Origin of the sequence: Luteibacter anthropi, from assembly GCF_023699965.1 — a bacterium.
Classification (GTDB): Bacteria; Pseudomonadota; Gammaproteobacteria; order Xanthomonadales; family Rhodanobacteraceae; genus Luteibacter; species Luteibacter anthropi.
Window position 1 is genome coordinate 2268035 of sequence record NZ_CP077072.1, and the last position, 25877, is coordinate 2293911.

The 25877-nt window shown below is 62.4% G+C and carries 19 protein-coding genes; 14 read left to right on the forward strand and 5 right to left on the reverse strand.

The window, feature by feature from the left end:
• Nucleotides 1–353: 353 nt before the first annotated feature.
• Nucleotides 354–803 (forward strand): hypothetical protein, encoded by a 450-nt coding sequence (locus KR767_RS10050; protein WP_250879016.1) that lies wholly within the window; start codon nucleotides 354–356, stop codon nucleotides 801–803.
• Nucleotides 804–1311: 508 nt separating this feature from the next.
• On the opposite strand, the gene KR767_RS10055 is transcribed toward KR767_RS10050, so the two are convergent.
• A complete protein-coding gene (locus KR767_RS10055) occupies nucleotides 1312–4605 on the reverse strand; it encodes a TonB-dependent receptor (RefSeq protein WP_250879017.1) in 3294 nt (1097 codons plus the stop codon).
• Between the two features lie 333 nt (nucleotides 4606–4938).
• Here KR767_RS10055 and KR767_RS10060 point away from each other — a divergent pair, with 333 nt between their 5' ends.
• The 4 genes from KR767_RS10060 (at nucleotide 4939) to KR767_RS10075 (ending at nucleotide 9297) form a co-directional block, all read left to right on the forward strand.
• A complete protein-coding gene (locus tag KR767_RS10060) occupies nucleotides 4939–5715 on the forward strand; it encodes a hypothetical protein (RefSeq protein WP_250879018.1) in 777 nt (258 codons plus the stop codon).
• Nucleotides 5716–6034: 319 nt separating this feature from the next.
• Nucleotides 6035–8212 carry a TonB-dependent siderophore receptor gene (locus KR767_RS10065; protein WP_250879019.1) on the forward strand — a complete coding sequence of 726 codons (2178 nt, stop codon included), beginning with the start codon at nucleotides 6035–6037 and terminating at the stop codon, nucleotides 8210–8212.
• Between the two features lie 144 nt (nucleotides 8213–8356).
• Nucleotides 8357–8803, forward strand: coding sequence for a hypothetical protein (locus tag KR767_RS10070; RefSeq protein WP_166950885.1), 447 nt, complete (start codon nucleotides 8357–8359; stop codon nucleotides 8801–8803).
• 56 nt (nucleotides 8804–8859) lie between these two features.
• The gene (locus tag KR767_RS10075; protein ID WP_250879020.1) at nucleotides 8860–9297 is read left to right on the forward strand and encodes a hypothetical protein; all 438 of its coding nucleotides are present in this window, start codon (nucleotides 8860–8862) and stop codon (nucleotides 9295–9297) included.
• 50 nt (nucleotides 9298–9347) lie between these two features.
• On the opposite strand, the gene KR767_RS10080 is transcribed toward KR767_RS10075, so the two are convergent.
• Nucleotides 9348–12284: a type 2 lanthipeptide synthetase LanM family protein gene (locus KR767_RS10080; protein WP_250879021.1), complete on the reverse strand. Its 2937-nt coding sequence runs from the start codon at nucleotides 12282–12284 to the stop codon at nucleotides 9348–9350.
• 25 nt (nucleotides 12285–12309) lie between these two features.
• Nucleotides 12310–12498 (reverse strand): DUF6229 family protein, encoded by a 189-nt coding sequence (locus KR767_RS10085; protein WP_166950894.1) that lies wholly within the window; start codon nucleotides 12496–12498, stop codon nucleotides 12310–12312.
• A 213-nt stretch (nucleotides 12499–12711) separates the two neighbouring features.
• Here KR767_RS10085 and KR767_RS10090 point away from each other — a divergent pair, with 213 nt between their 5' ends.
• Both KR767_RS10090 and KR767_RS10095 read left to right on the forward strand, forming a co-directional pair.
• Complete coding sequence (locus KR767_RS10090; protein ID WP_250879022.1) at nucleotides 12712–14373, forward strand: cyclic peptide export ABC transporter; 1662 nt, start codon at nucleotides 12712–12714, stop codon at nucleotides 14371–14373.
• A gap of 138 nt (nucleotides 14374–14511) precedes the next feature.
• Nucleotides 14512–16233, forward strand: a complete 1722-nt coding sequence (locus KR767_RS10095; RefSeq protein ID WP_250879023.1) for a hypothetical protein — start codon at nucleotides 14512–14514, stop codon at nucleotides 16231–16233.
• An 85-nt stretch (nucleotides 16234–16318) separates the two neighbouring features.
• On the opposite strand, the gene KR767_RS10100 is transcribed toward KR767_RS10095, so the two are convergent.
• Complete coding sequence (locus KR767_RS10100) at nucleotides 16319–17290, reverse strand: omptin family outer membrane protease (protein ID WP_166950902.1); 972 nt, start codon at nucleotides 17288–17290, stop codon at nucleotides 16319–16321.
• Nucleotides 17291–17613: 323 nt separating this feature from the next.
• On the opposite strand from KR767_RS10100, the gene KR767_RS10105 reads away from it, so the two are divergent.
• Nucleotides 17614–19173 (forward strand): S10 family peptidase, encoded by a 1560-nt coding sequence (locus tag KR767_RS10105; protein ID WP_250879024.1) that lies wholly within the window; start codon nucleotides 17614–17616, stop codon nucleotides 19171–19173.
• 91 nt (nucleotides 19174–19264) lie between these two features.
• Here the strand turns inward: KR767_RS10105 and KR767_RS10110 are convergent, their stop codons facing one another.
• Complete coding sequence (locus KR767_RS10110) at nucleotides 19265–19822, reverse strand: MEKHLA domain-containing protein (RefSeq protein ID WP_250879025.1); 558 nt, start codon at nucleotides 19820–19822, stop codon at nucleotides 19265–19267.
• A gap of 67 nt (nucleotides 19823–19889) precedes the next feature.
• Here KR767_RS10110 and KR767_RS10115 point away from each other — a divergent pair, with 67 nt between their 5' ends.
• The 6 genes from KR767_RS10115 to KR767_RS10140 all read left to right on the forward strand — a co-directional run bounded on the left by KR767_RS10115 (nucleotide 19890) and on the right by KR767_RS10140 (nucleotide 25801).
• Nucleotides 19890–20690 carry an alpha/beta fold hydrolase gene (locus KR767_RS10115; RefSeq protein WP_250879026.1) on the forward strand — a complete coding sequence of 267 codons (801 nt, stop codon included), beginning with the start codon at nucleotides 19890–19892 and terminating at the stop codon, nucleotides 20688–20690.
• A 99-nt stretch (nucleotides 20691–20789) separates the two neighbouring features.
• A complete protein-coding gene (locus tag KR767_RS10120; RefSeq protein ID WP_166950914.1) occupies nucleotides 20790–21248 on the forward strand; it encodes a MarR family winged helix-turn-helix transcriptional regulator in 459 nt (152 codons plus the stop codon).
• A 3-nt stretch (nucleotides 21249–21251) separates the two neighbouring features.
• The gene (locus KR767_RS10125) at nucleotides 21252–23282 is read left to right on the forward strand and encodes an FUSC family protein (RefSeq protein WP_250879027.1); all 2031 of its coding nucleotides are present in this window, start codon (nucleotides 21252–21254) and stop codon (nucleotides 23280–23282) included.
• The gene (locus tag KR767_RS10130) at nucleotides 23279–23503 is read left to right on the forward strand and encodes a DUF1656 domain-containing protein (protein WP_425483507.1); all 225 of its coding nucleotides are present in this window, start codon (nucleotides 23279–23281) and stop codon (nucleotides 23501–23503) included. The genes KR767_RS10125 and KR767_RS10130 overlap by 4 nt, the downstream gene beginning before the upstream one ends.
• Complete coding sequence (locus KR767_RS10135) at nucleotides 23496–24380, forward strand: efflux RND transporter periplasmic adaptor subunit (RefSeq protein ID WP_250879028.1); 885 nt, start codon at nucleotides 23496–23498, stop codon at nucleotides 24378–24380. The genes KR767_RS10130 and KR767_RS10135 overlap by 8 nt, the downstream gene beginning before the upstream one ends.
• A complete protein-coding gene (locus KR767_RS10140) occupies nucleotides 24377–25801 on the forward strand; it encodes an efflux transporter outer membrane subunit (RefSeq protein WP_250879029.1) in 1425 nt (474 codons plus the stop codon). The genes KR767_RS10135 and KR767_RS10140 overlap by 4 nt, the downstream gene beginning before the upstream one ends.
• The last annotated feature ends 76 nt before the right edge of the window (nucleotides 25802–25877 follow it).

Here is a 25877-nt window from a genome sequence, read left to right on the forward strand (position 1 = left end):
GGTTTCTGAACTGCATTCACGTCGTGGCTCACGGCACGAGCTGTGCGGATATGTTTAAGTTGATAATTTTTCACGAATTAATGGCCATGCTCTGGGCTGCATGCATGACGATGATTGTCGTACTCATCTACCCGGGTTACGGGGCCATCTGGAAGGTGTTTCTTTTCTGGGGCGCGTTGGCCCAGGTGCTGGTGGCGCTTCGGGTGGCCATGGATAGAAGGAAGCGAAGGGCGAATCACTGAAAAATGGTTGCATTTGTCCCCTGCATGCAGGTGAGCGAGAGAGGCATGCAACCATGTCCATCCTGCCGGAGGATATGGGGTTCAAACGGGTATCACCAAAGTGATCATTGCATGAGTTCGACGAATATCGATCCCGAAAATCCTTCACAACTCGTCGCTCGTATCGACGAGGTGCTGGATAGCCTGGACGTATCGAATGACTTCCATACCGTGCCGACGATAGCCATCGCTTTTTGTGATGTGATACATGAATCGCTTACGACATCTCAGAAATGTGCGTTGGCGGCGGCCCGTCGATACCTTTCGGCAGGAGATGGCGACGAAGCCGATAAATGGATTCTGGATCTCGCAAAACGAGTAGGAAAGCGTTATCCGGCGGGAACCGACCCCGTGGATATCGAGAGGGAGCGCCTGGTATGGGGGACGTTGAATCGAAACACCGTGTTGAGCGGAGTAGCGATTGAATTTCTTCTCCTGACGGGGCAGGGCGCGGGCTTGTCATTCGAGCAGATGTGTCATGCAGTGAAGAGCGCGATGAGCGGCGTGCTTCCCAGCGTGTGAGTCTGGTATCGCCAAAGTGACAGCCCATGACGTCCCATAACACTGATGCAGTCAATTCCCGGAAATTTCTGATCCGCGTGGAAGATGCACTGGGCCGTCTTGATGTATCCGGTGACAGGCGAGTCGCACCAACGATCGCCGTCTCATTCTGTGACTTGCTGCATGAGTCCCTCGCCGCATCGCAGAAAATGGCATTGGCTGCGGCGTGGTATCTCTTGGATGGGACTGTCCAGCGCTTCTTCATGTCGTTCTCCCGGGGATAACGTCGATTGCGGGCTGAAACGTTCATCCGGGACCAGGGTTTGTCCTGGGAATTGGCAAAGGCTAGCTTGCCGGCCTTGTGCCAGCCATAGGTCTATAGGTATATCGATGGCGCAAGGCGCCGGGGGGGGCGTGGCATGGGGCCTTCCATGTGGAGTATGTGGCCCGTATTTGTAGGAGCGCGCCTGCGCGCGACCGGGGTTATCGCGAGAACCGGTCGCGCGCAGGCGCGCTCCTACAGGGGGCGTCAGAACGTGTAGCGGGCTGTCAGCTGGAGGGACCAGCGGGACTGGGCGCGGTCGTCTTCCGTGACGTACGTGCCGGGGTTGTAGTTGCCACGTGCATCCACCGGCAGCGCATAGACGTACTTGCCCGTCGTCGGGTCAACGCCGGCAAAGTTCGCCAGGCTGCGCATGTAGGGATAACCGATGTCGCGCACCTGTCCCCAGCGCTTGTTGATGAGGTTGGTGACGTTGAAGATGTCCAGGCGCAGCTCACCCTTGTTGCCCTTGAACAGGCCGGGGATTTCCTGGCGGATGGAGAGATCCACCTCGTTGACCCACGGCGAGTGCGCGGCATTGCGCTGGGCCACGTGGCCCTGGCGATCCTTCAGGTAGCTGTCGCGACCGATGTAGCTGTAGAACTGGTCGATCACCGCTTGCTTGGTACCCTGCTGGAACAGCACCTCGCCCGGCTTCGGGATATAGGCGAGGCCCAGCGGTGACGACGTGCCGGTGGCGGCGATGCCGCTGACGTCGTTGCCGAACACCCAGCTGTAGGGCTGGCCGGTGTGGCCGTCGTAGAACGCCGAGATGCTGGTGTTGTAATCACCGAAGAAGCGATGCTGCCAGCTGAGCGAGGCAATGATGCGGCGCTGGATCTCGAAGTTGCTGTGACCGGTGGCGTCGGCGTTGGGATTGAACACGGCATCGTTGGCCCACGTGCTGGCGGCTACCTTCTCGTTGCCCGAGCTCACGTCCTTGGAGCTGCCGAACACGAAGCCCAGCGAGCCGGACCAGTCGGAGTCGGATGTGAACGGCTTGGACAGCTGCAAGGTGCCATAGGTGGCCTGGCCCTGGCTGGTATTGCTCAGGTAGATCACATTGCCGAAGCGCGGGTCGCGATTGGCGCGCGGCGACGCGCAGATGCCGCTCTGCGTGGCGCAGATGGCCTGCCCTGAAGCGCTCTTGCCCACGGTGCGGAAGGCGGCCGGATCGGTCGTGGTCCAGTAGCTCTGGCGACCATCCGGCAGTGCGCCGGTGGCGGCGCCGAGGTTGAGATCCTGGAAGCGCACGGCGTTCTTGGTCTCAAGATGCTCGACTTCGGCGGTGAGCACCAGGTTCGACCAGGGCAGCTGGTGATCGAAGCCCAGGCTGGCCTTCCACACCGTGGGCATCTTGAAGTTGCGGTCGGTAACGTCGACCTCGGGCGAGCCGCCCTTGCGCACGTTGGAAGGAATCAGCGGGTTCGACGGATCGGCGCTGAAGCCCGTGCCGTTCGATGCGGAATAGCTGGTCAGCGACAGGCCGTTGTTCGTATACGGGTTGGACAGCCACACGCCCGGAGGGGCACCTTCGGACAGGCCGATGCCGCCGCGCAGCTGCGTGGCGCGCTCGGTGTCGAAGGCGTAGTTGAACGAGGCGCGGGGTTCCAGCACGCCGTTGCCGTCGATCGTCGCGTTGTTGGGGTAGCCGGGGAATGCTGCGTTGAACACGGGGTTGGCCATCGGCGAGTTGCTCACCTTGGGCAGGTCGTAGCGCAGGCCGTACTGGAGCGAGAGGTTGCCAAGCTGCCAGGTGTCCTGGGCGAAGAAGCCCCACTGGGTCAGGTCCCACTTGGCCGCGATGCTCGACAGATCGCCATCGGTGGGGCGGTATACCGAGTAGCTGAAGTAGTTGCGGTTGGCAAAGGCGTCGATGCTCGGGAACACATAGGCGCCGAACTCGGTGCGGCCGAACAGGTTGTAGAACTCGTCCCGCTGGTAATCCACACCGGCCTTGATCGAATGGTCGCCCACGTTCCAGGTGCCGGCGAAGAAGCCGTTGTAGGAACGGATGCCAAGGATGTTGTAGTGGCGGAATTCTTCCTCACCCAGGTTCACCGAAGGTCCGGTGATGGTGTTACCCGTGATCGTGCCGTTGGTATACACGCGCACCTGCGGCTGGCGGGTAGCCACCGTGGGCGACGCATCGTACTTTGAGTACGAGAACGAGCCTTCGGTGGAGAAGCTGTCATTCCACTCGTCGTACGCGTTGAGCACCCACTGCGAGTCCTCACGGTGCTTGGTGAACCAGTAGCTGGAGAGGCTGAGGCTGGGCGAGGTCGACGAGGTGCTGTAGCCGTTGAGGTTGGGCTGCTCGCTCTTGGTCTTGTCGTAGCGCAGGCTCACGCGGTGGCCATCGGCGATGTTCCAGTCGATCTTGAACAGTCCGCGCTTCTCTTCCTGGTTGGCGCCGCTGGCCGTGGCCGTACCGGGGTTCATGCCCAGTCGCGAGGCGATGGACGAGATCCGGTCGATGTCGGCCTGGCTGATGGGCACGATATTGCCCTTGCCCGAGCCCAGCGGGCCGAAATTGGGTGCTGCCGCTACCGTCTTCGACTTCTCCAGGCTGGCGAAGAAGAACAGCTTGTCCTTGATGATGGGGCCGCCGAAGGTGGCGCCGGCCGTCCACTGGCGGGTGTAGCCCTTGAATTCGTTGCCGGCGCGATCGTCGCCCACCATGTTGGAGGCATTGCGATACACATAGTAGGTGGAGCCGTGGAAGTCGTTCGTGCCGCTCTTGGTCACGATATTGATGTTCGCGCCCACGGCCCGCTTGTTCGCCACGTCGTAGTTGGCCGTGGAGATGTTGTAGGCCTCGATGGCATCCAGCGACACTGGCTGGTTCAGCGCGGGCAGGCCGTTGTCTTCCAGGCCGAACGAGTCGTTCGTTGGCACCGAGTCGATGGTGATGTTGTTGTAGCGGCTGTTCTGGCCCAGGGCCGAGATTTCGCCCTTGCTCTTGTTGGTGATGTTAATGGTGGGATTCAGGCGGGCGATATCCTGGATCGACCGGTTCGGCACCGGCAGCACGTCCAGCTGCTGGCGCGACACGCGCACGCCCATGCCCTTGTTGTCGGCATTGAAGGTCTGGGCCATCGCCACGTCGGAGGCGTTGGCGTGCACCTGCACGTTTTCCAGGTTGGTCGCCGTGGAGGCAGGGGTGGCCAGCGACAGGTCGAGGTTGGTGTCCTGGGCCAGCTGGAGGTACACGCCATCGCGCTCGGTCGTGCCGGAGGGCGTGGTGGCGATGATGTTGAACGGGCCGCCCAGGCGAAGGCCCTGGGCGCGGTACCGGCCGTCGGCGTCGGTGGTGACCTCGCGGGTGGTGCCCGAGGGTACGTGGACGATCTTCACGGAACCGCCCACCACAGGCGCACCCGCGGCATCCAGCACGCGGCCACTCATGGAGGAGGAAGTGTTCTGGGCGTGGACGCCACCCATGGCGAACAAGGCGGCAATGGCCACGCACAGCGTGCGGCGCCGGACAAGAGATTCCATGTTTTTCCCTGGCAGTAGGCGGACGGTTGTCCGCAAGAAGATCGCGGACGCGCACGGTAGACCGGGAAAATATACGAGTAAAGTCAAAATTCTTGCGATATGGTGACTGCCGCCGGCGACGTCGCGATTCTGTGCGCTAGGTAACAGATGCCATGTAGGAGCGCGCCTTGCGCGCGACCGGTTCAACACGGCATCCTGTCGCGCGCAAGGCGCGCACCTGCAGAAGCCGTACCAGACCAGCCACATCTTCCAGCAAGATTTTACGATTGGCCAGAAGGCATTTGGCAGACATGTCGCTACGACACATCGAAGTATCCAGGGGAGGATGTTTCCATGCCGCGCATCACCACGCGCAATGTGCTCTTCATCGTGGCAACACTGCTCTCCGCATGGCTTGCCCATGCGATGGCCTACCTTACCCATGAATACGCGCACTCCATCGCCGCATGGCTGCTGGGATGGATGTCATCGCCCTTCGATATCGACTATGGCCCCCCAAGCCTTGGAAACCTGCTTTTTCTTGGTGACGTGTCCGACAACGTCAGCTATGACCCGATCTTTGCCGCAGGGCAGGGCGTCCGCGCTGCACTGATTGCGCTGGCCGGGCCGTTTGTCGGTAACGGTTTTCTGTACGTTGTCCTGGCTATCCTGATCAGCAAATGCCCAGCCACTGGTTATCGCTACCTTGGCATGCTGCTCTACTGGCTGGCTCTCATGTGCGCTGCCAATGTGTGGAGCTACGTACCCATTCGAAGCATTACCACGCATGCTGATATCGCGCTTGCGGCGCGTGGGTTCGGGGTATCGGTCTGGGTGTTTCTGCCGTTCGTTCTGTTGCCATCGCTTGCCATTGCCTGGCATTTTTTCTTCCGGCTGTTCCCGGTTGTCTATCCGCGTCTGGTGGGAGATTCCGTGACAGACTTCGTTGTGCTTATTGCTTATACGGGGTTCTGGTATTTCTCCTTCTTTGCCGGGTCCGATGTGATCGACGGGCGTTACGGGGCCGTGTCCCAGGTGTTGGCCATCCTGTCACGTTATTTCATGTTTCCGCTGTGCGTGGTTTGTCTTTGGGCGATGCGGCGGATGGAAGCTGCAGCGGCTTCGCGATGAACGGTCGCGCGCAAGGCGCGCTCCTACAACGTGCACCGCCCCATGCACGCGACCTCAGTCTTGTAGGAGCGCGCCCTGCGCGCGACCGGCGTTAATGCCCCCCAGCGAGCACATCGCCATTCCGTTCTCCCTGCCGATAAGCAGGGAAAATACCCGCTGTCCGCCGATCAGTACGCGGTTGGACGATTGTTGCGAATGTTCTTAATCTGTTAAGATAGCCGCCCAAACGATGAGCCAGCTCCCGGGCAAGCCCCAGTCGTGACATACACGGGCGCTCTGCGTGAGCGCCCCGGGCTTTCCGCTTCTCGGGGTTTACAGCATGTCTCATCGTCTTCAGGGCCATTTCCGGCCTTCCTTGCTTTGTCTCGCTTTGGCAGCAGCGCTGCCAGTGGTCGCGCATGCGCAATCCGCCACGGAAGGCGACAGTCATGATGGAAGGAGCAAGAAAGCCACGACGCTCGACGCGGTCAAGGTGCAGGGCCAATCCGCGCCCACTTATACAGTCAACGAATCCGCAGCCACCACACGATTGCCACTCACGCTACAGGACACGCCGCAGTCCATCAGCGTCATCACCGAGCAGCGCATCAAGGACCAGAACCTCACCAGCCTTCGCGCCGTGCTGGACAATACGACCGGCGTGAATTCCACCGCCTACGATTCCGAGCGCGTGGTGTTCTGGTCGCGTGGTTTCCAGATCGAAAACATGTCGTACGACGGCGTGCCCATTGCATCCAGCCTCAACATCAGTTCGGCTGATTCGTCGCTGGACCCGTCGATCTACGAGCGCATCGAAGTCGTGCGTGGTGCCACCGGCCTGCTGAGCGGTGCGGGCAGCCCGTCGGCCATGATCAACTTCGTGCGAAAGCATGCGGATAGTCGTACACCGGAAGCCGATGTGTCCGTGAGCTACGGTTCGTGGAATACGCAACGCGAGACGGTCGATGCGTCTACACCGCTCAACGCCTCGGGCAGCGTGCGTGGCCGCTTCGTGGCGGCGCATCAGGATGGCGACTCCTATATTGATCGTTATCACAGCCAGAAGAACGTGGCCTATGGCGTGATCGATGCGGACCTGGACGAGAACACGACGCTCAGCGTGGGCTACGACTGGCAGAAGACGCGTCCCACAGGGGTGACATGGGGCTCGTATCCCGTGCTGTTCTCCGACGGGGGCTTCATTAAATGGCCGCGCGGCTTCTCTTCGGCTGCGGACTGGACCCACTGGAACAACACCACGCAGACGGGCTTCGTCGATCTTAAACACAGCTTCGACAACGGCTGGCAGATCCATGCCATGGCAAGCCATCGCAAGACGAATGCCGACTCGGCGCTTTTCTACGTTTTCGGCGCACCGGACCGGCAGACGGGCGAAGGACTCACTCCCTATGCCTACAAGAGTTTCCAGCGCGGCAGCCAGAACAACGTGGATGTCTACGCATCTGGCCCCTTCTCGGCCTTCGGCCGTGAGCATGAACTGGTCGTAGGCCTCACCGATTCGCACTATCGCACCGATTACTTCGATTATCCGCACGGCGATCTTCCGGATATCGGCAATTTCCTGGCATGGAATGGCAGCTATCCGTACCCGGATTTTTCGTCGTCCAGCGAACGCGTTTCCATCGCCCGGACGGAGCAAAGTGGCGCATACGCGGCAGCCCGCCTCAGTCTCGCCGATCCGCTCAAGCTTGTGGTCGGTGCGCGCTATGCTCGTTGGAAGAACGATACCAACGACAGCACGTCCGGTATTTATCACCTGAAAGCCAGCAAGACGATCCCGTATGCCGGCCTGATCTACGACATCACTCCCGATTACTCCGCATTCGTCAGTTACACGCAGATCTTCGACCCGCAGAACAATCGCCGGGCAGATGGAAGCTATCTTCAGCCGGTATTGGGTACCAGCCGCGAGGTTGGCATCAAGGGGCGTCACTTCGACGGGGCGCTCAATACCTCGCTGGTGTTCTTCGATACCCGGCAGGATCACGTAGCCGATGCGTTGCCCGGCGTCTACCTGCCCGACGGCACCACGCAGGCCTACCGCTCGGTGGATGGCACGCGCTCGCGAGGCTACGAGTTCGAGGCATCCGGCGCACTCACGAGCAACTGGAACGGCACGCTGGGCTGGTCGCATTTCAACGTGAAGTCGCCGGATGGCGGCGCACTTCGCCCATCGCTGCCACGCACGCTGGTCCGCGTGTTCAGCACCTACACGCTGCCGGGAGCATGGAGCGGCCTGACCGTGGGTGGCGGCGTGAACTGGCAGGGGCCGTCCAAGGCCGATATCGATGATGGTCACGGCGTGGTCCGGCTGTATCAGTCATCGCAGACCCTGGTCGGCGCCATGGCCCGCTATGCGTTCGACGATCACGCCTCCGTGCAGTTCAACGGCGACAACCTGTTGAACCGGAAGTATTTCGTGCTCGATGACGCCAGCAATCTCTACTACGCGCCGGGCTCCACCTGGACGGTGTCGTTCAACTACAAGTTCTTCTGACCGGTTTCACCGGGCGGCAGCCCTCATGGCCGTCGCCCGGCGCTGACCCTCCGACACCGTAACGTGGGTGTCCGGAACGCCGGGGTGGCGAAGCAAGGGAATTGCTGGCTATCATCGCGCCGTTGGAAAAGGGGAAATAGGGATATGACCAAGCATGTGATCCGTGCCTTCGTCGTGGGCCTGCTGGCCAGCGGCTTTTCGTTTGCCACCCTCGCCGGTACCGCGGATACCCGTGGTGCATCGGCCGTGGCCGATGCCTGGATCGGGCATGAGGCTGCCGATCTGCTGATGCAGTGGCCCGTCGATCGCGGCTTCCAGCAGACCGAAATGGAAAATGGTGCCACCGCCTACGAGTATCACTTCGGTACCGAGGCCTATCACGCGAAGGGTTCCACCAGCACGCTGGGGGCAGGCCCCACGCCCGGTGGCGTGATGCAGACCATTTCCTACTACGACTACTGGGTACCCGCCCAGACGCATTGCGTCGTGGTGTTCTTCGCCAATCGCGACGGCATCATCGACGACTACAAATTCAACGGCGAACGCTGCAAGCCTTACATGAGCAGCTGGGGCAAGCCGAAGAAGAGTTGATGTACGCCGGCGCCCTGCGTACGGGCGCACCTCCCGCAACCGCTCTCAGGTGACGTATGAAATGGATCTTTGCCGCCCTCCTGGCGGCTCTTGCGCTCGCTCCCTCCCTCGCCCTGGCTGACGATGTGCGCCATGGCGTCGTCATGCAGATCAAGCCCATCGACAACCGTGGCGATGACGAAAGCGACCAGCACAAGCAGGGCCGCAAGGTCGGCCGCGGTGTCGGTGCGCTCCTGGGTGGTCTGTCGCTCGGTAAGCTCGGCGGCGGTGTGACCGAGCAGGTGGTGGCTCGCAACGCAGCGGACACCGGCGACCAGATCGGCGGCAATGTCGCCGGGCAGGGTCCGTCCGCGCACTATATGGTGAGCGTGAAGATGGACGATGGTCGTACCGTAAGCCTGGTGCAGCCAGGTCCGCAGGTGCAGGGTCTCCAGGCCGGCAGCAAGGTGTCGGTGACAGGGGCGGGCGATTCCGCCGTCATCCGCGCGGAGTGATGCGGCCGATCATGCCCGTCGCTCAACGACGGGCATGATCCTGCGCCACATCAGGCGCTTTCGATTTCACGCTCCCTGCGCATGGCCGCTGACGTGGCCTGCATGCGATATTCCATCAGCAATGGCGAAGGAATGCGGCTGTCCCGATGCATGCGGCACAGCTGCAGGATCGAGCCGGACACGCCACTCATCAGCCCCGGATTGTAGGCATCTCGCGCGAGGCCACCGACGATGCCGTGTTCCTCGATGCTGGAGAGGATCAGGGCCATGCCGGGCATGGCGGCTACGGGCACCAGCGACGGATCGATATGCGCAGCGCGCTCCAGTAGTTCCCAGGTGCTGAGGTCGCCGTGGCATAGCGTATGGCTGTGGCCCCAGCCACCGCGCGCAGCGGCGGCGACGGCGCGCCGCAACGCATGCAGATGACGCGGGTGGCGTGTGCGTTCGTAAAGATCGCATGCGGCGAAACCGATGCCGACGCTGCCATGACACCAGCTGTCGGCGAAGTCGCGGCTCTCCGGCTTGCGGACATCGAGCCAGTTTGCCGACGGCTCGTGGTAGAGGGATTCCTCGAAGTCGAACGCCAGCTCACCCAGGGCAAGCCAGCGATGGCGATCCTCGTCACTTCCCGCATCGCTCAGGCCCAGCCGCGTCAATGCCCAGCCGGTGCCGGTGGCGCCGTGAGCGAAGCCACCCAGTGGTTCATCGAATACCGAGGCCGGCCAGCGCGCGCCTCGTTCGTCGATGATGGCTGTCGATTCCAGATACCGGCCGGCACGCGCGGCCACGGCCAGCCAGCGCGTGTCGCGCGTGGCTTCGGCAAGGTTGAGCAAGGGGACGATGGCGCCGCTCACGCCTTCGAGGATGTCGAGGATCTGTTCGCCTTCGAATTGCCTGGCTTCCAGGCGCGCGGCCTGCTCCACGGCATCGTGCAGGTAGCCCGAGTCCGGGCGCAGGTGGTCGACGGTGAGCCATGCCTGCACCTGCGAGGCCAGGCCGACGAAACCACCTACCGCATCGGTGTCGTCTATTCGCTCCGATGCCCTGAGTACGCGAAGGGCGCCTTCAAGGGCTTGCTCCAGTCCTTCCACAGCATTGGCGCGGCCGCTGTTCATTTCCTCGATGTAGGACGCCAGCGTAACGGCGATGCCACTCATGCCGACATAGAGGTTGGGTTGCAGTGTGCGCATCGTCCAGCCGCTGCGGCCGAGCACGGGACTGATCCATGTGATGGTGCCATCGTCGCCACGTACGGAGAGATGCAGGAGCTGCTCGATGGTCTGCCGTGCCAGTTCCCTCCGGCGCCGGTCCAGATCCCGTGCATGCGGTTGGCGGGCCGCCAGATCGTAGGGGAGGCGTTTGTCGTCGTTCAGGCGCACGTTGAGATGCGCCGTGACCAGCGCACCACGGATGGTCAGTTCTTCCAGCTCCACGCGCATGCTGGCCCAGGCCTGGAATACTTCGTCGAGCTGGGCGCGATCGAGCATGCTGGCGAACACCGGAATGTCGCCGAAGCGCAGGTCGTCGATTTCGCAGGCGATGATCGCCGGATCGGAAGGGGCCATGGGCATCACCTGCGCATTGCGTGTCATCAGGTCGTTGGCGCGGTCGATGGCCGCCTTCTCGTCATGCAGCGATGCCGGGTGCCAGAGCATCCGCATCACTTCCACATAGGCCTGCGTGGGACGCAGGATCTGCCGGATGCGGCAGCCGACGAAGGCGTGCAGCAAGGGCATCAGGGCGCCATGGCGGTGCATCTGCATCAGCCGTTCGGTCAGCGTGAGGAAGCCGGTGACGATGTCTTCCCAGAAGCGGGAAATGTCGGGGTTGTCGCATGGGTGGTTCCTGGCGGCATCGATGTCGACGCTGACGAGCCCCACGCGTGCTTGGGTGGTGCCCGCGTTGATGATCTTGGGCGCCTGCACCTTCGGCTGTTCGCCCTGCAACGCGCCGATGGCGGAAATGTCCACGCCATCCATGCCCAGCGTCGGCGAACGGAACGGCGCCAGTCCGGTACGCAGTACCGACGAACGGATCAGCTCCTGGGCCAGGTCCACCGCTTCGCCCTTGCCCGTCGGTGGCAGGGGGAATTCGATGACGAAGAGGCTTTCCACGTCCACCACGTAAGGGGTGATGGACGATGCGATGAGGTTTTCGTAGTGGATATCCGTACCGCCCAACAGGCGCATCACGGCCAGCCAATGCCCGATATTGCGGTAGAAGACCGTCAGTTCGGCATCGTCGGCGCAATAAATATGATCGACGTGATGGGCCCAGCCATAGCTTCCCCGATCGAGTACGGCCGGTACGCGAATACGCGTGGCATCGCCTTGGAAGATCGTTTCGAGGAAGCGTTCGAGGGTGGCGTCCACGCGCAGCGAGCGCGGCTTGTACATCAGCGTGCCGCCGGCGAAGCCAAGCTTTGCGACGGATTGTCCCGATTCGTGGACGTCGCCTTCGCCAAGATGCAGCGTATGCAGCGCGCCGAGGTCGGTGCCTGCAAAGGTGGAGAGCAGATCGCGGTCGGCGTGCAGTCGTTCGAGCATTGCAACGATGGCACGGCGTTGCTGGTCGAGGGCGCGGAACAGGCGGGGGGCGAGTACGGGGTAGCGGCGACCTAGTGCAGCGATGAAATCGGCGGTCAGCGCTTTTTCGATGAAGGCGGCAAAGCGCTCTTGTTCCGTTCCGTCGGGAAGTTCGCCGCCGAGTTTCGCGGCGTGCAGTTCCAGAAGCAGAACGCGGTTGAGCTTGCGCTCCGCGTTGGATATCAGGGCCTTGTCGGCCACTTCGGCAACACGTTGGCGCTCTGTGTCGTCCAGGCCGGCCTGGGCGGCGATGTCCGCGGCGAGCTGCCGACGCACGTCGGCCGAAAGGTAAGCAATGACCGGTGCGAAAGCGTTCAGCGGCGCGGAGGCGTCCATGGACTGTCCCGTGAATCCCGAAAGGGTGCCCGGTGTGGGCGAGAGATAGCCGTGGCGGCCTGCCACGGCTATCGCCACTACCGCTGGTCAGTTAGCAGCAGAAGCCCGGCCGGGAGGCCGTACACGAGCTGCAGTTCGTACCGATGGCCACTTCGGGGTTGGTCATCGCGTTCATCGTCTTGGCCAGGCCCTCGGTGTAAAGCGAGCCCGCCGGATTGTCGTACCCACCTACGCTATCGGCACCACTCAACCAACCCGCAAGGATCTTGTCGGTCTGCATTGGAGTACTCCCTGGTGTTATGGGTCTGCGCCCGGAACGAGAAGGACGTGCATCGCAGCGGGCGCTTCTGCGACGACGCCATCGGACCATTCTGAAGAGTCCCGGACAAAGACATGGGAGAACTTGCCGAATTTACATGTAAAACGTGGCAGGTAATTTTCGTAGCCGTCTGGCACGATGCCCCTGACGCCACCGGAGGGGATGGACGTATCGATGATCCTGAGACGTTTCATCCTGCGGCATAAGACACTGGTTTCCGGTGCCGTGGCGCTGTCGGCCACCAGTGCACTGGCAACCATGATGCTGCTCTCGCACATCAACGAGATGGCCGCCCACGGGCTGCCTGCCGATCCCATGCGCACGCTGCTTGCGGGTGCCGGCTGGCTGCTTGCGGTGCTGGCGGCCAGCACGGTGTCGCAGTTCATCCTGGCGCGGCTTGGCGGCGAGCTTGTGGCGCAGCTTCGCCTGGATCTCTCCCGTCGCTTCATCGAACTGGAGTACGAAAAGCTCGCCAACGACAAGCACACCATCTTCGGCTCGCTCATCGAGGATGTGGCGAGCATCGCACCGCTGGTGCTGGTTGCCCCTTTGCTGGCCTACAACGTGCTCCTGGTGGCGCTATACACCGTGTACCTGGGGAGCATTTCCCTGCCGTTGCTCGGCGTGCTGCTGGCGTTCCTCAGCACCACCATGACCGCATCGCTTGTGCTGGAACGATTCCTTAGGCAACGCTTTGATCGCCTGCGCGAGGCCAATGAAAAGGTATTCGAATATTTTCGTTTTCTGAGCGAAGGCAAGAAGGAGATGACGCTCAATACAGAGCGGGGCAGGCATGTCGAGGAGGCGCTGATCCGTCCGGCCATTGATCATGCGCGACGGCTCACTGTCCAGGTACACACCGGACTGGGTTTCAACGAAGCCTGGTCGTCGGCTGCGCTCTATGCATCCGTATTTGTCATCGTCTATCTCGGTTATGTCGTTCTGTCGCTGCCACAGGCGACTTTGCTCCGTTTTGTCATCGGTGCATTGTTCCTGAGCGGGCCGGTGGCTTTCATCGTCAGTGCAGCGAGGCAGGTCGGGGCAGGGACGGCCAGCCTTCGCCATCTTCAGAAGGTGGGTCTTGATCTGGATCGCGATGCCTTGCCTGCGTCGCACCGGGTGAATCGCGGGAGCGACCCATGGCAAAGCATGGCTCTGCGTGGCGTCAGCTATGCGTATCCCGGCGAGATGGATGGGCGTATTGCCCTGGGACCCCTCGACCTGGAAGTCAGCAAAGGCGAGCTTCTTTTTATCGTGGGAGGCAACGGAAGCGGAAAGTCCACACTTCTACTCCTTCTGGCCTCGCTGATCACACCCCATACCGGTGAGCTCATTGTCGACGGTCTCGCGGTCGGGCTGGACCGTCGGCGGCACCGTAGCCGGTTCACCGGCGTGTTCGGCGATTTCTTCCTGTTTCCCCATGTGCTCGATGATCGGGGTGATGTGCTACCTGATGAGCGGACCAGGGCCTTGCTGGATTCGCTGGGTCTTGGCTCTGTGGTGAGCGTAGAGAACGGCGGGCTATCGAAAATCACGCTTTCGACGGGGCAACGCAAACGCCTTGCCCTGCTCCAGTGCTACGCCGAGGATCGCGAGATCTTCTTCTTCGACGAGTGGGCCGCCGACCAGGATGTGCATTTCCGCGACTATTTCTATTGCACGCTGCTTCCCGAACTCAAGGCAAAGGGCAAGACCGTCGTGGCCATCAGTCATGATGACCGCTACTTTCATGTCGCCGATCGGGTGATCAAGCTCGACGCAGGCCAGATCGTCTCCGATACACGGCAGCGTCGCGGCGTGGACCTTCCAAGGGAGTCCGTGCTCTCCCCGGAGTAACTCCTGTGTCAGGCCGAGGTCGCTGAGGGCAGCGCGCCTACACTCCATGGGGCCAGGAAGCGACAGGTCTGAATAGGGGGCTTGCGTAGCATCCACCGGCAATGGCCGTGACGGCCGATGTGGCCCACTTCTATCCCCATGCCTCTTGATCTTCCTCTGGACCACACTCCTTCTGCCTATGTCGCTTCGCAGAAACAGACGGTCCTGCAATCCGATGCCGAGAACGTTGCGGCGGCTGCATGGCTCGATCTGCGCCAGGATGGCGCGTTCAAGCGATTCTGCCGGGACTACGACAGCGATCCGGATTCCTTGACAGCGCATCCTGATGGAAGCTTCTCCCTGCAAAGTCCGGTGCCGCACGGAATGCTGGTCACATTCTTCCGTCCGTTCGGCATCAACGGGCAGCTGGCCGTGCCCTTCTCGGAGATGGCGGATGCATTTCGCTGGAGGCCATCGCTGGACGTCCTGTTGCGTCACACGTACGCCTTGAACAGGGACGTGGGGCGCGACGACATCGGTGTCTCCAGAATCAATGGTGTTGAAGCCATGGATATGCTTCTGCGCGCAGGGCCGGTAGCGACCGATGCCGGTGCCCGGGCATCTGCCTTCAAGTTTCTTGATGTCTTTTCCGCGTTGTACCGGGGTGACGAAGAGCAAGCGTCGCCGCCCGTCACCCTTGCGACGTTTTCCCACCGCTTTCAGGCAGACGCCAATCTACGTTATCTCGCGGGCTGGATAACCAGTCAGCCTGCCGACACCCTGCCACCACGGGCCGCGCTGAAGGCTGTAGGGAAACTTGCTAGGATGGTGCAGCAAGCCTACGTGGCGGACCTGCCGCTATCGACTGACGAGTCAACACAGACAAGGGAGTACTTCATCGATTACGTCAGGCGGCGTGTCGCTCCTGCGGCGGTTGCCGACCATATCCGCGTGGCACCCGGAACGATCGATTTTGCAGCCGATGTCCTTTATTGGACAGCCAGCGACGAAGCACGCATGCGGCCGCTTCCTCTGTGGCCTGTGCAGGTACCGGTACCTCCGGAAACGCCATATCCGTTCGTTGATTCCCGGGCCCCCACTCCTGCATCCGTGGACAATCCTGCGCCGATTGCACCGGCACGATCCCGTGTCAACGACACGGAGCATGGCATACGACATGAAGGGCGAGAGCATGCCGACGTCGTTTCGTCGTGGCCCATGGTCGCTAAGGTGACCACTTTCGGAGGAGGTGTCGTTGTGCTGAGTGCGAGCGTCAGTACGGGGCTGACGGCTGTGCAGAAGGCCGCCGTGGTATCCGTCGGGAATGCGGCTTCGCTGGCCGGCGTCTCGGTACTTGCCATTGTGGCTCCCGGGGTGGGTCATACGCTGGGCGTCGTGGGTACCTCCGGGCTGTTGTATGCCAGTATCGCCGACTACCTGGCGTCGGCAGGTGTTGCACCCGCGCTGGCGAAAAGTGCGGCGATCGTCGAGGTATCGGGGGTCTACATCCTGGTGGGCGTGGGCCTTGGGGATAGTACCGATGCCTTGCTGGCCCTCGCCCGGAATCCCGGGTGGCGGGAAGCCCTGCGCTTGTCGGCGACCATCCTGGCCACCATCGGTACGATGTCGGCGGGCGCCCCTGCGGCTGACAAGGCCGACACGTTCAACGTGGATGACGCGCGGTATGGCTTCTTCAGCGAGCATCCTGATCTCTCCGGCCGGCTTGGACACTCAGGCAATGGCGTCGTCCTGGTCAGCCAGGGCGTATTGCAGACAACGGACGATACGGTCTCAAGGCGCGACGGCGAGCGCTCGTTCTGGGATATCTTCTTGTCCTCTTACGATCCCTCCGGCACGCCACGCGGTACGTTGTCCCAGTGATCGTAACATTCGGGAAAAAACACCCGGCGCCCTGTTTCCCCACAGTTGCGCCGGGTTCCGTCAAGGAGACGGAAATAGATGAGGCTCAGAATCGATATGAGGCGCCAAGGTTAACGATCATGCTTCGATTCGACATGCTGGCACGGAATGCCACGGCTTCGCCTTCGATATGTCCTTTGCCCAGGCCTTTCTTTTCGTAATACTTCTCGTAGCTGGTCCGGGCGAAAAGTGACCATCGGCTATCGATGGCGTAGTCGGCCTTGATCGATGCGGCAATCATCTTCGAACGGCCGCCTTTCATTCCGGAGACGTACTCTCGTTCGATGTGATTGTCATGATCCTTGCCGCGCGCCCACAGCGAACCTGAGATCTCGCCGGAGAGAGTCAGCTTGCCTCTTTGATAATCGGTACCCATGCCGAGGTAGGGCGCTCGCCAGCGCTGCGTATATTTCACGCCTGAACCGTCGTTGTCGTAACCGACCGTGTCGCGAAAGGATTCCGGATCGAATGCCTCTTCGGGGTCGGAAGACGAATAGATGTAGCTTCCCTTCGTGGCATGCCATGCCAGCTTCTTGAGTCGATATCCGGCTACGGCACGAAACGCGAAGTCACCCGACGAGGCGAAGGTGTAGCCGACGCGTGTGTCCAGGCCATAAGCCGTTTTCAGGCGCGTATCGCCATGCCGAGAGTAATCGGTCCATTCGTTGATGCCGGCATCCCTGCCGAGCCAGTCATAGTCGGTCATGAGCGTGTTGCCCGACTTCAATCTCGTCCATGCCTGGGTATCCCACGACCAGCGGTCGTTGATATGGAACCTGAAGTCTGCCCCGATGACCGGCGCGGCTCGTGTGCGCCAGTTCAACTGGCTCAGGCGCTGGCCTTCGTCATAAACCCTTTCCGTTGATCGGTTGTTCAGTACGCCGGTGAATACGTCGACACTGAAACGCTGGTTATCGGCGACGGTTCGCCGCGTGCGGGTGTCGATGTCGCCTGCTTCGGCGAAGGGAGCTGCAAGCGCGGCGAGGGAGAGAAACGCTGCTTTCCGGGACGCTTTCATGATCGGTCATTCCTCGTAACTGGTGTGGTGGCCTGGGGAAAGCCACCTGTCCAAGCTATCGGTGACATGCCGCATACGCATACAGGATTAGTCCTAAAAACATGACCTTGTGTCTTCATATCGGTGATTGGAGACGGTGCCGCATTGAGAACGAGGCAGATCGGTGCGGATCGATCATGTATCCGGGCGTTTTGTCGCAGTGACCTGCCGAAATATCGTCTTGTATGACCAATGGCACGGGGGCACGGAAGCTGGCCGGGCGTTAATGGAGGGGATGTCCATTGCCTGGACAGACGCATTGAACGCTTATTGCTGGATGTCCCATGACGTATCCGATATCGCCCTCACCCGATGCCCGGGTTTCGCATTTCTCAGGCAGGCAACGCCTGCGTTGGTTCACGATTCTGTGCTCCGCCGCCCTGCTTGCATCGCCGCATGTTTTTGCGGATGACAAGAAGCCCGATGCGTCGGCGCATGAAGACAAGAAGCCCGAGCAGGACCTTCCGCCACTGCCAGCCGACAAGACCATCCGGCAGAGCGTGAATGTCGATGGGCACAGCCTGTCCTACGAGGCGACGGTGGGCACCATCGTGGTGCGCAACGACAAGGGCAAGAAGATCGCCGAAGTGGTCTATACGGCCTATGTGGTGCCGCATAAGGGGCCGGGCCGTCCTGTGACGTTCGCCTTCAACGGTGGCCCTGGCGCCTCGTCGGTGTACCTCAACATGGGGGCCATCGGGCCGAAGCGTGTGCAGTTCGGCATGGATGGCAATGCGCCTTCCGATGCTGCCGTCACCAAGGACAATCCGGCCACCTGGCTCGACATGACGGACCTGGTCTTCATCGATCCGGTAGGCACGGGTTTCTCCCGCTCGCTGGAAGACGATGACGCCACCAAGAAGGACTTCTACGCCACCGAGACGGACATCAAGTACCTGTCCCGCGTGGTCTACGACTGGCTGGTGAAGAACGGCCGTCTTCGCGACCCGAAGTACGTGGTGGGTGAGAGCTATGGCGGCTATCGCGCGCCTCGCATCGCCTACACGTTGCAGACCAGCATGGGCGTGGGCGTGAATGGCCTGGTGATGGTGTCGCCGTATATCGATCCGGCGGCCATCGGCGACGGGGATTCGCTGTCGCCGCTGCCCTGGATGATCAACCTGCCGTCGATGGCAGCCGGTCACTTCGAAGAGCAGGGCCGGTTCTCGCCGCAGGCGGTGCAGGAGGTCGAAAACTACGTCCGCAAGGACTTCGTGGTGGACTTCCTGGCCGGGCGTTCCGATCCCGGCGCCGTGGGCCGCATGGTACAGAAGGTGGCCGGCTATACGGGTCTCGATCCCGCGCTGGTCGCGAAGCTCGATGGCCGTGTGGACATCGGTACCTTCCTGCGCGAAGGCCATCGCGCCGACAAGAAGATCGGCAGTGTGTACGACTCCAACGTGACCGCATGGGACCCGTTCCCGGGCTCGGCCCACCGGCAGTCGGGCGATCCGATCCTGGAGGCGATCATCGCTCCGGCGACCAGTGCCATGGTGGATTTCATCACCCGCGAGGTGGGCTGGAAGGCCGATGCGCATTACGAGGCGCTGTCCGACAAGGTGAACGAAGCCTGGGATCGGGGCTCGCCGGACGACAAGCCGGTGGCCGACCTGCGCAAGGCCATCGCGAATGACCCGAACATGCATGTGCTGATCGCGCATGGCTACAACGATCTGTCGTGCCCTTTCTTCGCGTCGCGGATGATCCTCGACCAGATGCCGGCGTTCGGCCAGGCAGAGCGGGTGAAGCTGGCGATCTATCCGGGGGGCCACATGTTCTACGGCCGGCCGGACAGCAATCGTGCCTTCAAGGCCGATGTGCGCGCGATGTTCGGTAACAAGTAAGTCAGGCGTGCGCGGGAGCAGCATGCTCTCGCGCACGCTGCCTGTTCATGCTCGCATCGACGTTCTGTGTCGGCTAGAACCTGCGTGGCGCTTAGCAGCCCGTGACCGGGATATCGTCGGGAAGATATCGCACGGAAGGAATCATCGCCGCCTGTCCTCGATGCGTGCCATCAGCATCGGTGAGCTGCCACACCGTGACGTTCTCAATCCAGAAACGACGCCCGTCGCGGGTGATGCGGATGCCCCGGTAATCCGAGACATAGCCGTGCCGACTGACCTGGTCGAGAAACGCCTGGCGCTCGCCCTGTTCCGGTGCTTCGGCGGACAGGCGCGAGGGCAGGGCGGTGATTTCCTCCCAGCTGTAGCCGAAGATGCGCTGCACGCGCTGGTTGCCGTAGACGAACACGGGATCGGGCAGCGTGTTGTGGGCCAGGATGCCGAAGGGAGCCGTCTCGTAAAGCCATGCAGCGCCTTCCTGCGGGGTCAGCCCCTCGGGCACAAGTGACTTGCCGGTAAGCCGCCGATGATTGTCTGCCAGCAGGATGAAAAAATCAGGATCGTTGTGGAGGGACATGGAAAGCTGTCGTGTGGTGGGGATGTCCCAGTGATAGGTGCGAGGGGGCATGGCCGTCATGTCCGAATGCCTCATCGTTGACGGATTCCGTGCTCGTCAGGCCCGGCCCATGCTCAACCTCCGTGATAAATGAACGAACATCATGGGAGGGAATAGCAAATATCACTTCAATCAGCCGATATTCGTGAGTGCCCGTGTTTCTAGGATGGTTCCATTTCCGACGATGGAGTTATCGATGAACGCTTCGACCTTTGTGCTTGTCCCCGGCGCATGGCACGGCGGATGGGTGTGGAACACAGTGGCCGCACGATTGCGTGCCCAAGGACACCGCGTCACGACACCGACCTTGTCCGGCATGGGGGATCGCCGGCGTGAAGCAACGGCAGACATCGGGTTGCCCGATCACATCGACGATCTCGAAGCCCATCTCTTCATGGAAGACCTCGACGACGTGGTGCTCGTGGGCTGGAGCTATGGTTCCTTTGTAGCGGCAGGCGCCGCCGCACGGATGCCCGGCAAGGTACGGGCAATCATCTACCTCGACGCCATCGTGCCGTCGTCCGGCTGTTCGGTGGCGGATTACGCGGCCCCTGCCACGAAAGACTTCCTGGCGACGCTGGCCGCCGAATCGCGTCTGCTGGCGCCCATACCCTTCGACGTCTTCGGCGTAACTGATGCCGACGTGATCGCGCATGTGCAACCGCGTCTGGTCGACCAGCCACCGCGAACCTTTCTTGAACCGATGCCCTCGATCGTCGGCATCGAGGCGATTGCGCAGGCCTACGTGCACTGCAAGCGCACCAACATTCCTTCGGTACGCGAGGGCTACGAAGGATTTCGCAACGCGGGGCGCGGCAAGGTGATCGAATTGGATGTGGACCACCACTGCATGCTGACGGCGCCGGAGGAAACGGTCCGTGCCCTGATCGAGTGTCTGCCCTGACCGGGGTTGCCGCGGAATTGATCCGGGTAGAAATGGAAAACAGCCGTACCTGAAAATTTTGCTTGTCTTGGCAACTAATAGGCTTCTATCATTTTCGCCATGAAGCCTCGCGACAAGCTCTACATGCGACTGACCACCCTGGTGCCGGCCACGAGCCGGCGCTGGATGCGGCTGGTCGACCTGCGCCTGGGCGACATGGACATCACCTCGGCGAGCGTGGTGCCTCTCATCTTCATCAGCCGCTCGAAGGGCGGCATCAACCAGGTGACGCTGGCCGAGCAGGTCGGCGTTGTCGGTCCCACGCTGGTGCGCACCCTGGACAAGCTCGTGGAGCTGGGCCTGGTGGTGCGCGAGAACGATCCGGACGACCGCCGCGCCAAGACGCTGTGGCTTACCGAACGAGGCCAGGAGCTGGCCGATGTACTGGAGGCGCGGCTCATCGCCGTGCGCCGCGAGGTATTCGACCGCCTGCCTCCCGAGGACATCGAAGCGGCGGTACGCGTGCTTCAGACCCTCGAGGATGTCGTGGGCGGCGAGCGGGACGACGCAGACAGCTGAACCATGAACCTGCCGACGGCATCCGAATGGCTTTACTCGGGGAAGGCTTTCCTCGCGGCCGTGCTCGCGTTCTACATCGCGTTGCTCATCTCCCTGCCCAACCCGTACTGGGCCTTTGCGACGGTGTATCTCGTATCGCATCCGCTGTCCGGCGCCACACGCTCCAAGGCGGTGTATCGCGCGATGGGAACGGTGATCGGCGCGGGCATGGCGCTGGTGCTGGTGCCCATGTTTGCCTCGAGCCCCGTGCTGATGGTGCTGGCGATCGGCCTGTGGAGCACGCTGTCGCTGTATCTGGCGCTGCTGGACAACAAGCCGAGCACGTATACCTTCCTGCTGGCTTCGTATACGACACCGTTGGTGGCCGTACCTGCGATCATGGCGCCGGGTACCATCTTCGATATCGCGGTGGCGCGTTCGGAAGAGATCCTGCTGGGCATCGTGTGTGCCAGCGTGGTCAGCACGGTACTGTTTCCCAGTCGCGTGTCGCCGGTCATCGACGACCGGGTGGCATCGCTGCTGGACGATGCCGGCGCCTGGGTGGCGCAGCGCCTGCGCGCCACGGGGCGTCGTGAACGCGTGCCGCTGCGATTGCGCCTGCTGGGCGACATCGTGGGGCTCGATGGCCTGATCACTCACCTGGGCTTCGATGCCTCGCGTCGCGCGCAGACCGACGAGGCGCGCCAGATCCGTTTTCGCATGACCATGCTGGTGCCGCAGGTCGCGTCGCTGACCGACGCGATCCACGCCATCCCGTACGACGGTGATATACGCGAATGTTCCACCCTGCTGGGCGACGTGGTGGACTGGCTGGAGCAGGGCGCGGATGGCACGCCGGCGCAGGGGGATGCACTGCGTGCGCGCATCGCCGGATGGCGGGAGACCCTGGGCAGGCCTGTCCTCGCCACCCTTGCCGTGGACAACGCAGCGGGACGCCTGCGCGACGTGGTGGACCTGTGGCAGGACTGCCTCGCGCTACGCCTGGCGTTTTCACGGCGCGACCATGCCGCCACCGTGCTGTCGTATCGCGCAGCCATACCGGATGGCCGCCGCCATTTCGATCATGTGCTGATGCTCTACGCCGCGGCGATTCCCGCGTCGGCCTTCGTGCTGGCGGCATGGGCATGGTTGTACAGCGGCTGGCCCGCAGGTGCCGGCGGCGTGGTGATGGTGGCCGTGGGTACGGGCTTCTTCGCCGCCTCGGATACGCCCTCGCCCATGGTCGGACGCTTCCTGCTGTGGGAGGCCATCAGCATCGCCGTGGCGCTCGTATACCTGTTCTATATCCTGCCGCAGGTCACCACCTTCGTCGGCGTAGCCTTTGTACTGGCGCCGCCTTTGCTGGCGGTGGGCCTGTTCACTGGCCGGCCTGCCTTCAACATGGGCGTGCTGTTGCTGACCTCGCAGAGCATCAGTGACATGGTGCTGCGAAACAGCTCGGCGGCCGATTTCGAAGTGTTCGCCAACTCCAGCGTTGGCATGTTGCTGGGCCTGATCTTCGCCATCGTGTGGACGGCCATCGCGCGTCCGTTCGGCGTGGAGATTGCCGCTCAGCGGCTGGCGCGTGCGAACTGGCGCGAACAGAAGCGTCTCGTGGTGCGTGGCAGGCCGCTCGATCCGCGTGCTGCCTTGTCGGCCACCATTGATCGTTCGGCCCAGCAGCTTCCCCGCCTTGCGCTACTTGAAGGCGAATCGCCGATGCACCTGGATGCGCTGCGCGACCTGCGCGTGTGCGTTGCGCTGGTCGAGCTGCGCAGCCGCCCGCTTGACGATGCCCATGTGGCGGCCGCGGTCGATCATGTGATGGCCGTCAGTGCGTCGTACTTTTCAGCGTGCCTCGACGAAGATCGTGCACTGCCGCCACCCGCCGACCTGCTTGCCGCCATCGGCGACAGCATGGCATCCATCGTCGGCGATGCCCCCGACGTGGCATCCACCCTCCTGCGTTACCGCCTCGCCCTGCTGGCCCTGCCATCGACAGAGCCGGCACCTTCCGTTCCATCCGACCAACCGTTGACCGTCATCCCACAGTGAACACCTCAATCTACGGCGAGCTGAGCCTGCACGGCGTCTACTTGCCTACCCTCCTGGCCCTGATGGGCCTGGCCTACGTGCTCAAATCGGCCGTGCGTTTCGTGCTGGGAAAAACCAGCTTCTATGCCTGGGTATGGCACCCGGCGCTGTTCAATTTCGCGATCTATGTGCTCGCCCTTTCGGGCGTCATGGCTTTCGTACTGGGAGCATCCCGTGACTAGGTTCGTCCGCAAGCTCTGGCCCGCCGCGGTCACGCTTTCCGTGGTGGGTGTATCCCTCGTCGTGGGCTGGCATATGTGGCGTCGCTACGACGACGTGCCTTGGACGCGCGATGCGCATATCCGCGCCGATGTCATCCAGGTGGCGCCGGATGTGTCCGGGTGGGTGTCCGAGGTGTACGTACATGACAATCAGCGCGTGAAGCGTGGCGAGCCGCTTTTCGTGGTGGACCGGGCACGCTTCGAACTGGCCGTGCGTCGTGCCGACGCCGCCGTGGGCGAACAGAAGGCCATCGTGGAGCAGCTGCGCCGCGAAGCCGCGCGCAACCGCGAGCTGAGCGATCTCGTCGCCCGTGAAGCGGCCGAGCAGGTGAGTGCGAAGCTGGTAGCGGCCGAGGCACGTCTGCAAGCGGATGAAGCGGCCGCCGATACGGCCCGCCTCGACCTGGAACGCACCATCGTGAAGGCGCCGGCAGACGGATTCCTCAATGATCGTGTGGTTCGCGTGGGCGATTACGTCACCACCGGGCACGCGCCGTTCGCCATGGTCGATGCCAACTCGTTCCATGTGGATGGCTATTTCGAGGAAACCCGGCTGCATGGCGTGAAGCCAGGCCAGCCCGTGACGATCCATGTCATGGGTGAACCGGATGCACTGGATGGCACCGTGCAGAGCGTGGCCGCAGGCATCGCCGACCGCGAACGTGCGGCGGGAGCGCATGAACTGCCCGACATCAATCCCACGTTCAACTGGGTGCGGCTTGCCCAGCGTATTCCCGTGCGGATCAGTATCGACCATCCTTCCGACGACCTCCTGCTGATCGCGGGGCGCACCGCCACCGTCACGATCCGCACCGCGAAGGTGGCGTCGCACTCATGAATCGCCTTGCCTGCCTCCTGGGCGCGATGACGGTCGCGCTGACCGGATGCGCTGCCGTTGGTCCGGATTACAAGCTTCCCGCCGAAGCGATGGTCAACGATTCACGTGCCAATGGGGATTTCGTCGATGCCGACAGCCCGGCGCTGGATCGCTCGCATGCTGCGCGGGACGACTGGTGGAAGCTCTATAACGATCCGGTGCTCGATGACCTGGTGAAGCAGGCCTTGCAGGCGAATATCGCCTTGCGGGTGGCGGATGCGAACCTGCGCCGGGCTTATACAGCGCTGGATATCGCGAAGGACGAGGGCGGCTTTTCGTCCGAAGCGTCGGCCAGCGTGAGCCGTACGGAGATTTCCGCCGAATCGCTGCTGCATACCGAGAAGCTCCCGGTGTACAACCTGGCCGTGGGCGGCGTGCAGGCGGCCTATGAGTTCGACCTGTTCGGCAAGATACGCCGGGGTGCTGAAGCCGCTTCCGCCGATGCCGACGTGACGAAGGCGGCGCGTGATCTCGTGCGTATTACGGTGGCCGCACGGGTAACCGAGAGCTACATCGGCATCTGCGAGGCGTCGCACGATATCGAGGTGGCCCGGCACACGGTGGCCATTCAGGAAGGCGCGGCCAACGTCGCGCAGCGGATGTTCGGTGCGGGTCTTGGCAACAAGCTTGATGTGACCCGGGCCGCCACACAGGTCGATCTTGCGAAGGCCGCGCTGCCGCCACTGCTCAAGCGTCGCGAGGCCTCGGAGTACGCGCTGGCCGCCCTGCTGGGCCATGCGCCCGGCGATATCCCTTCCCATGCGAAGTCGTGTGATCGCGCCCCTGCGCTGGACCGGCCGCTTCCCATCGGCGATGGCATGGCACTGTTGCGGCGCCGGCCGGACATTCGCGCTGCCGAGCGCCGTCTTGCTGGCGCCACGGCGCGTATCGGTGTGGCGGTGGCGGATATGTATCCGACGGTCACCCTCGGCGGCAACCTGGGAACGAACGGCCTGCTCGACGATTACAACAAGGCGCCGGCGCATTACTGGTCGATTGGCCCGCTGATCAGCTGGTCGATTCCCGATCACTCGTCGAAGTTGCGCGTGCAGCTGGCGCGCGATGGGGCGGACGTGGCGCTGGCCAGTTTCGACGAGACGGTGTTGCAGGCGTTGAAGGAAACGCAGACGGCACTGAGTACGTATACGCATGCGCTGGATAGGGAAGAAGCCCTGCAGCGTGCATTCGAGGAAGCGACCGCGGCCTCCCGGCAGGCGCGTGAGTTGTACAGCAATGGGCGCACGCCGTACCTGAGTGCCCTGGATGCCGAACGCTCGCGCGTGCAAGCCGAGGCGGCGCTGACGGAGGCCGAGTCGGTGGTATCGGAGGCGCGAGTGGGGCTGTTCCTGGCGCTGGGTGGCGGGTGGCAAGCAGCCCCCTGAAACAATGCGATACCCCTGTAGGAGCGCGCCTTGCGCGCGACCGGGCTTTCGCCATGACCGGTCGCGCGCAAGGCGC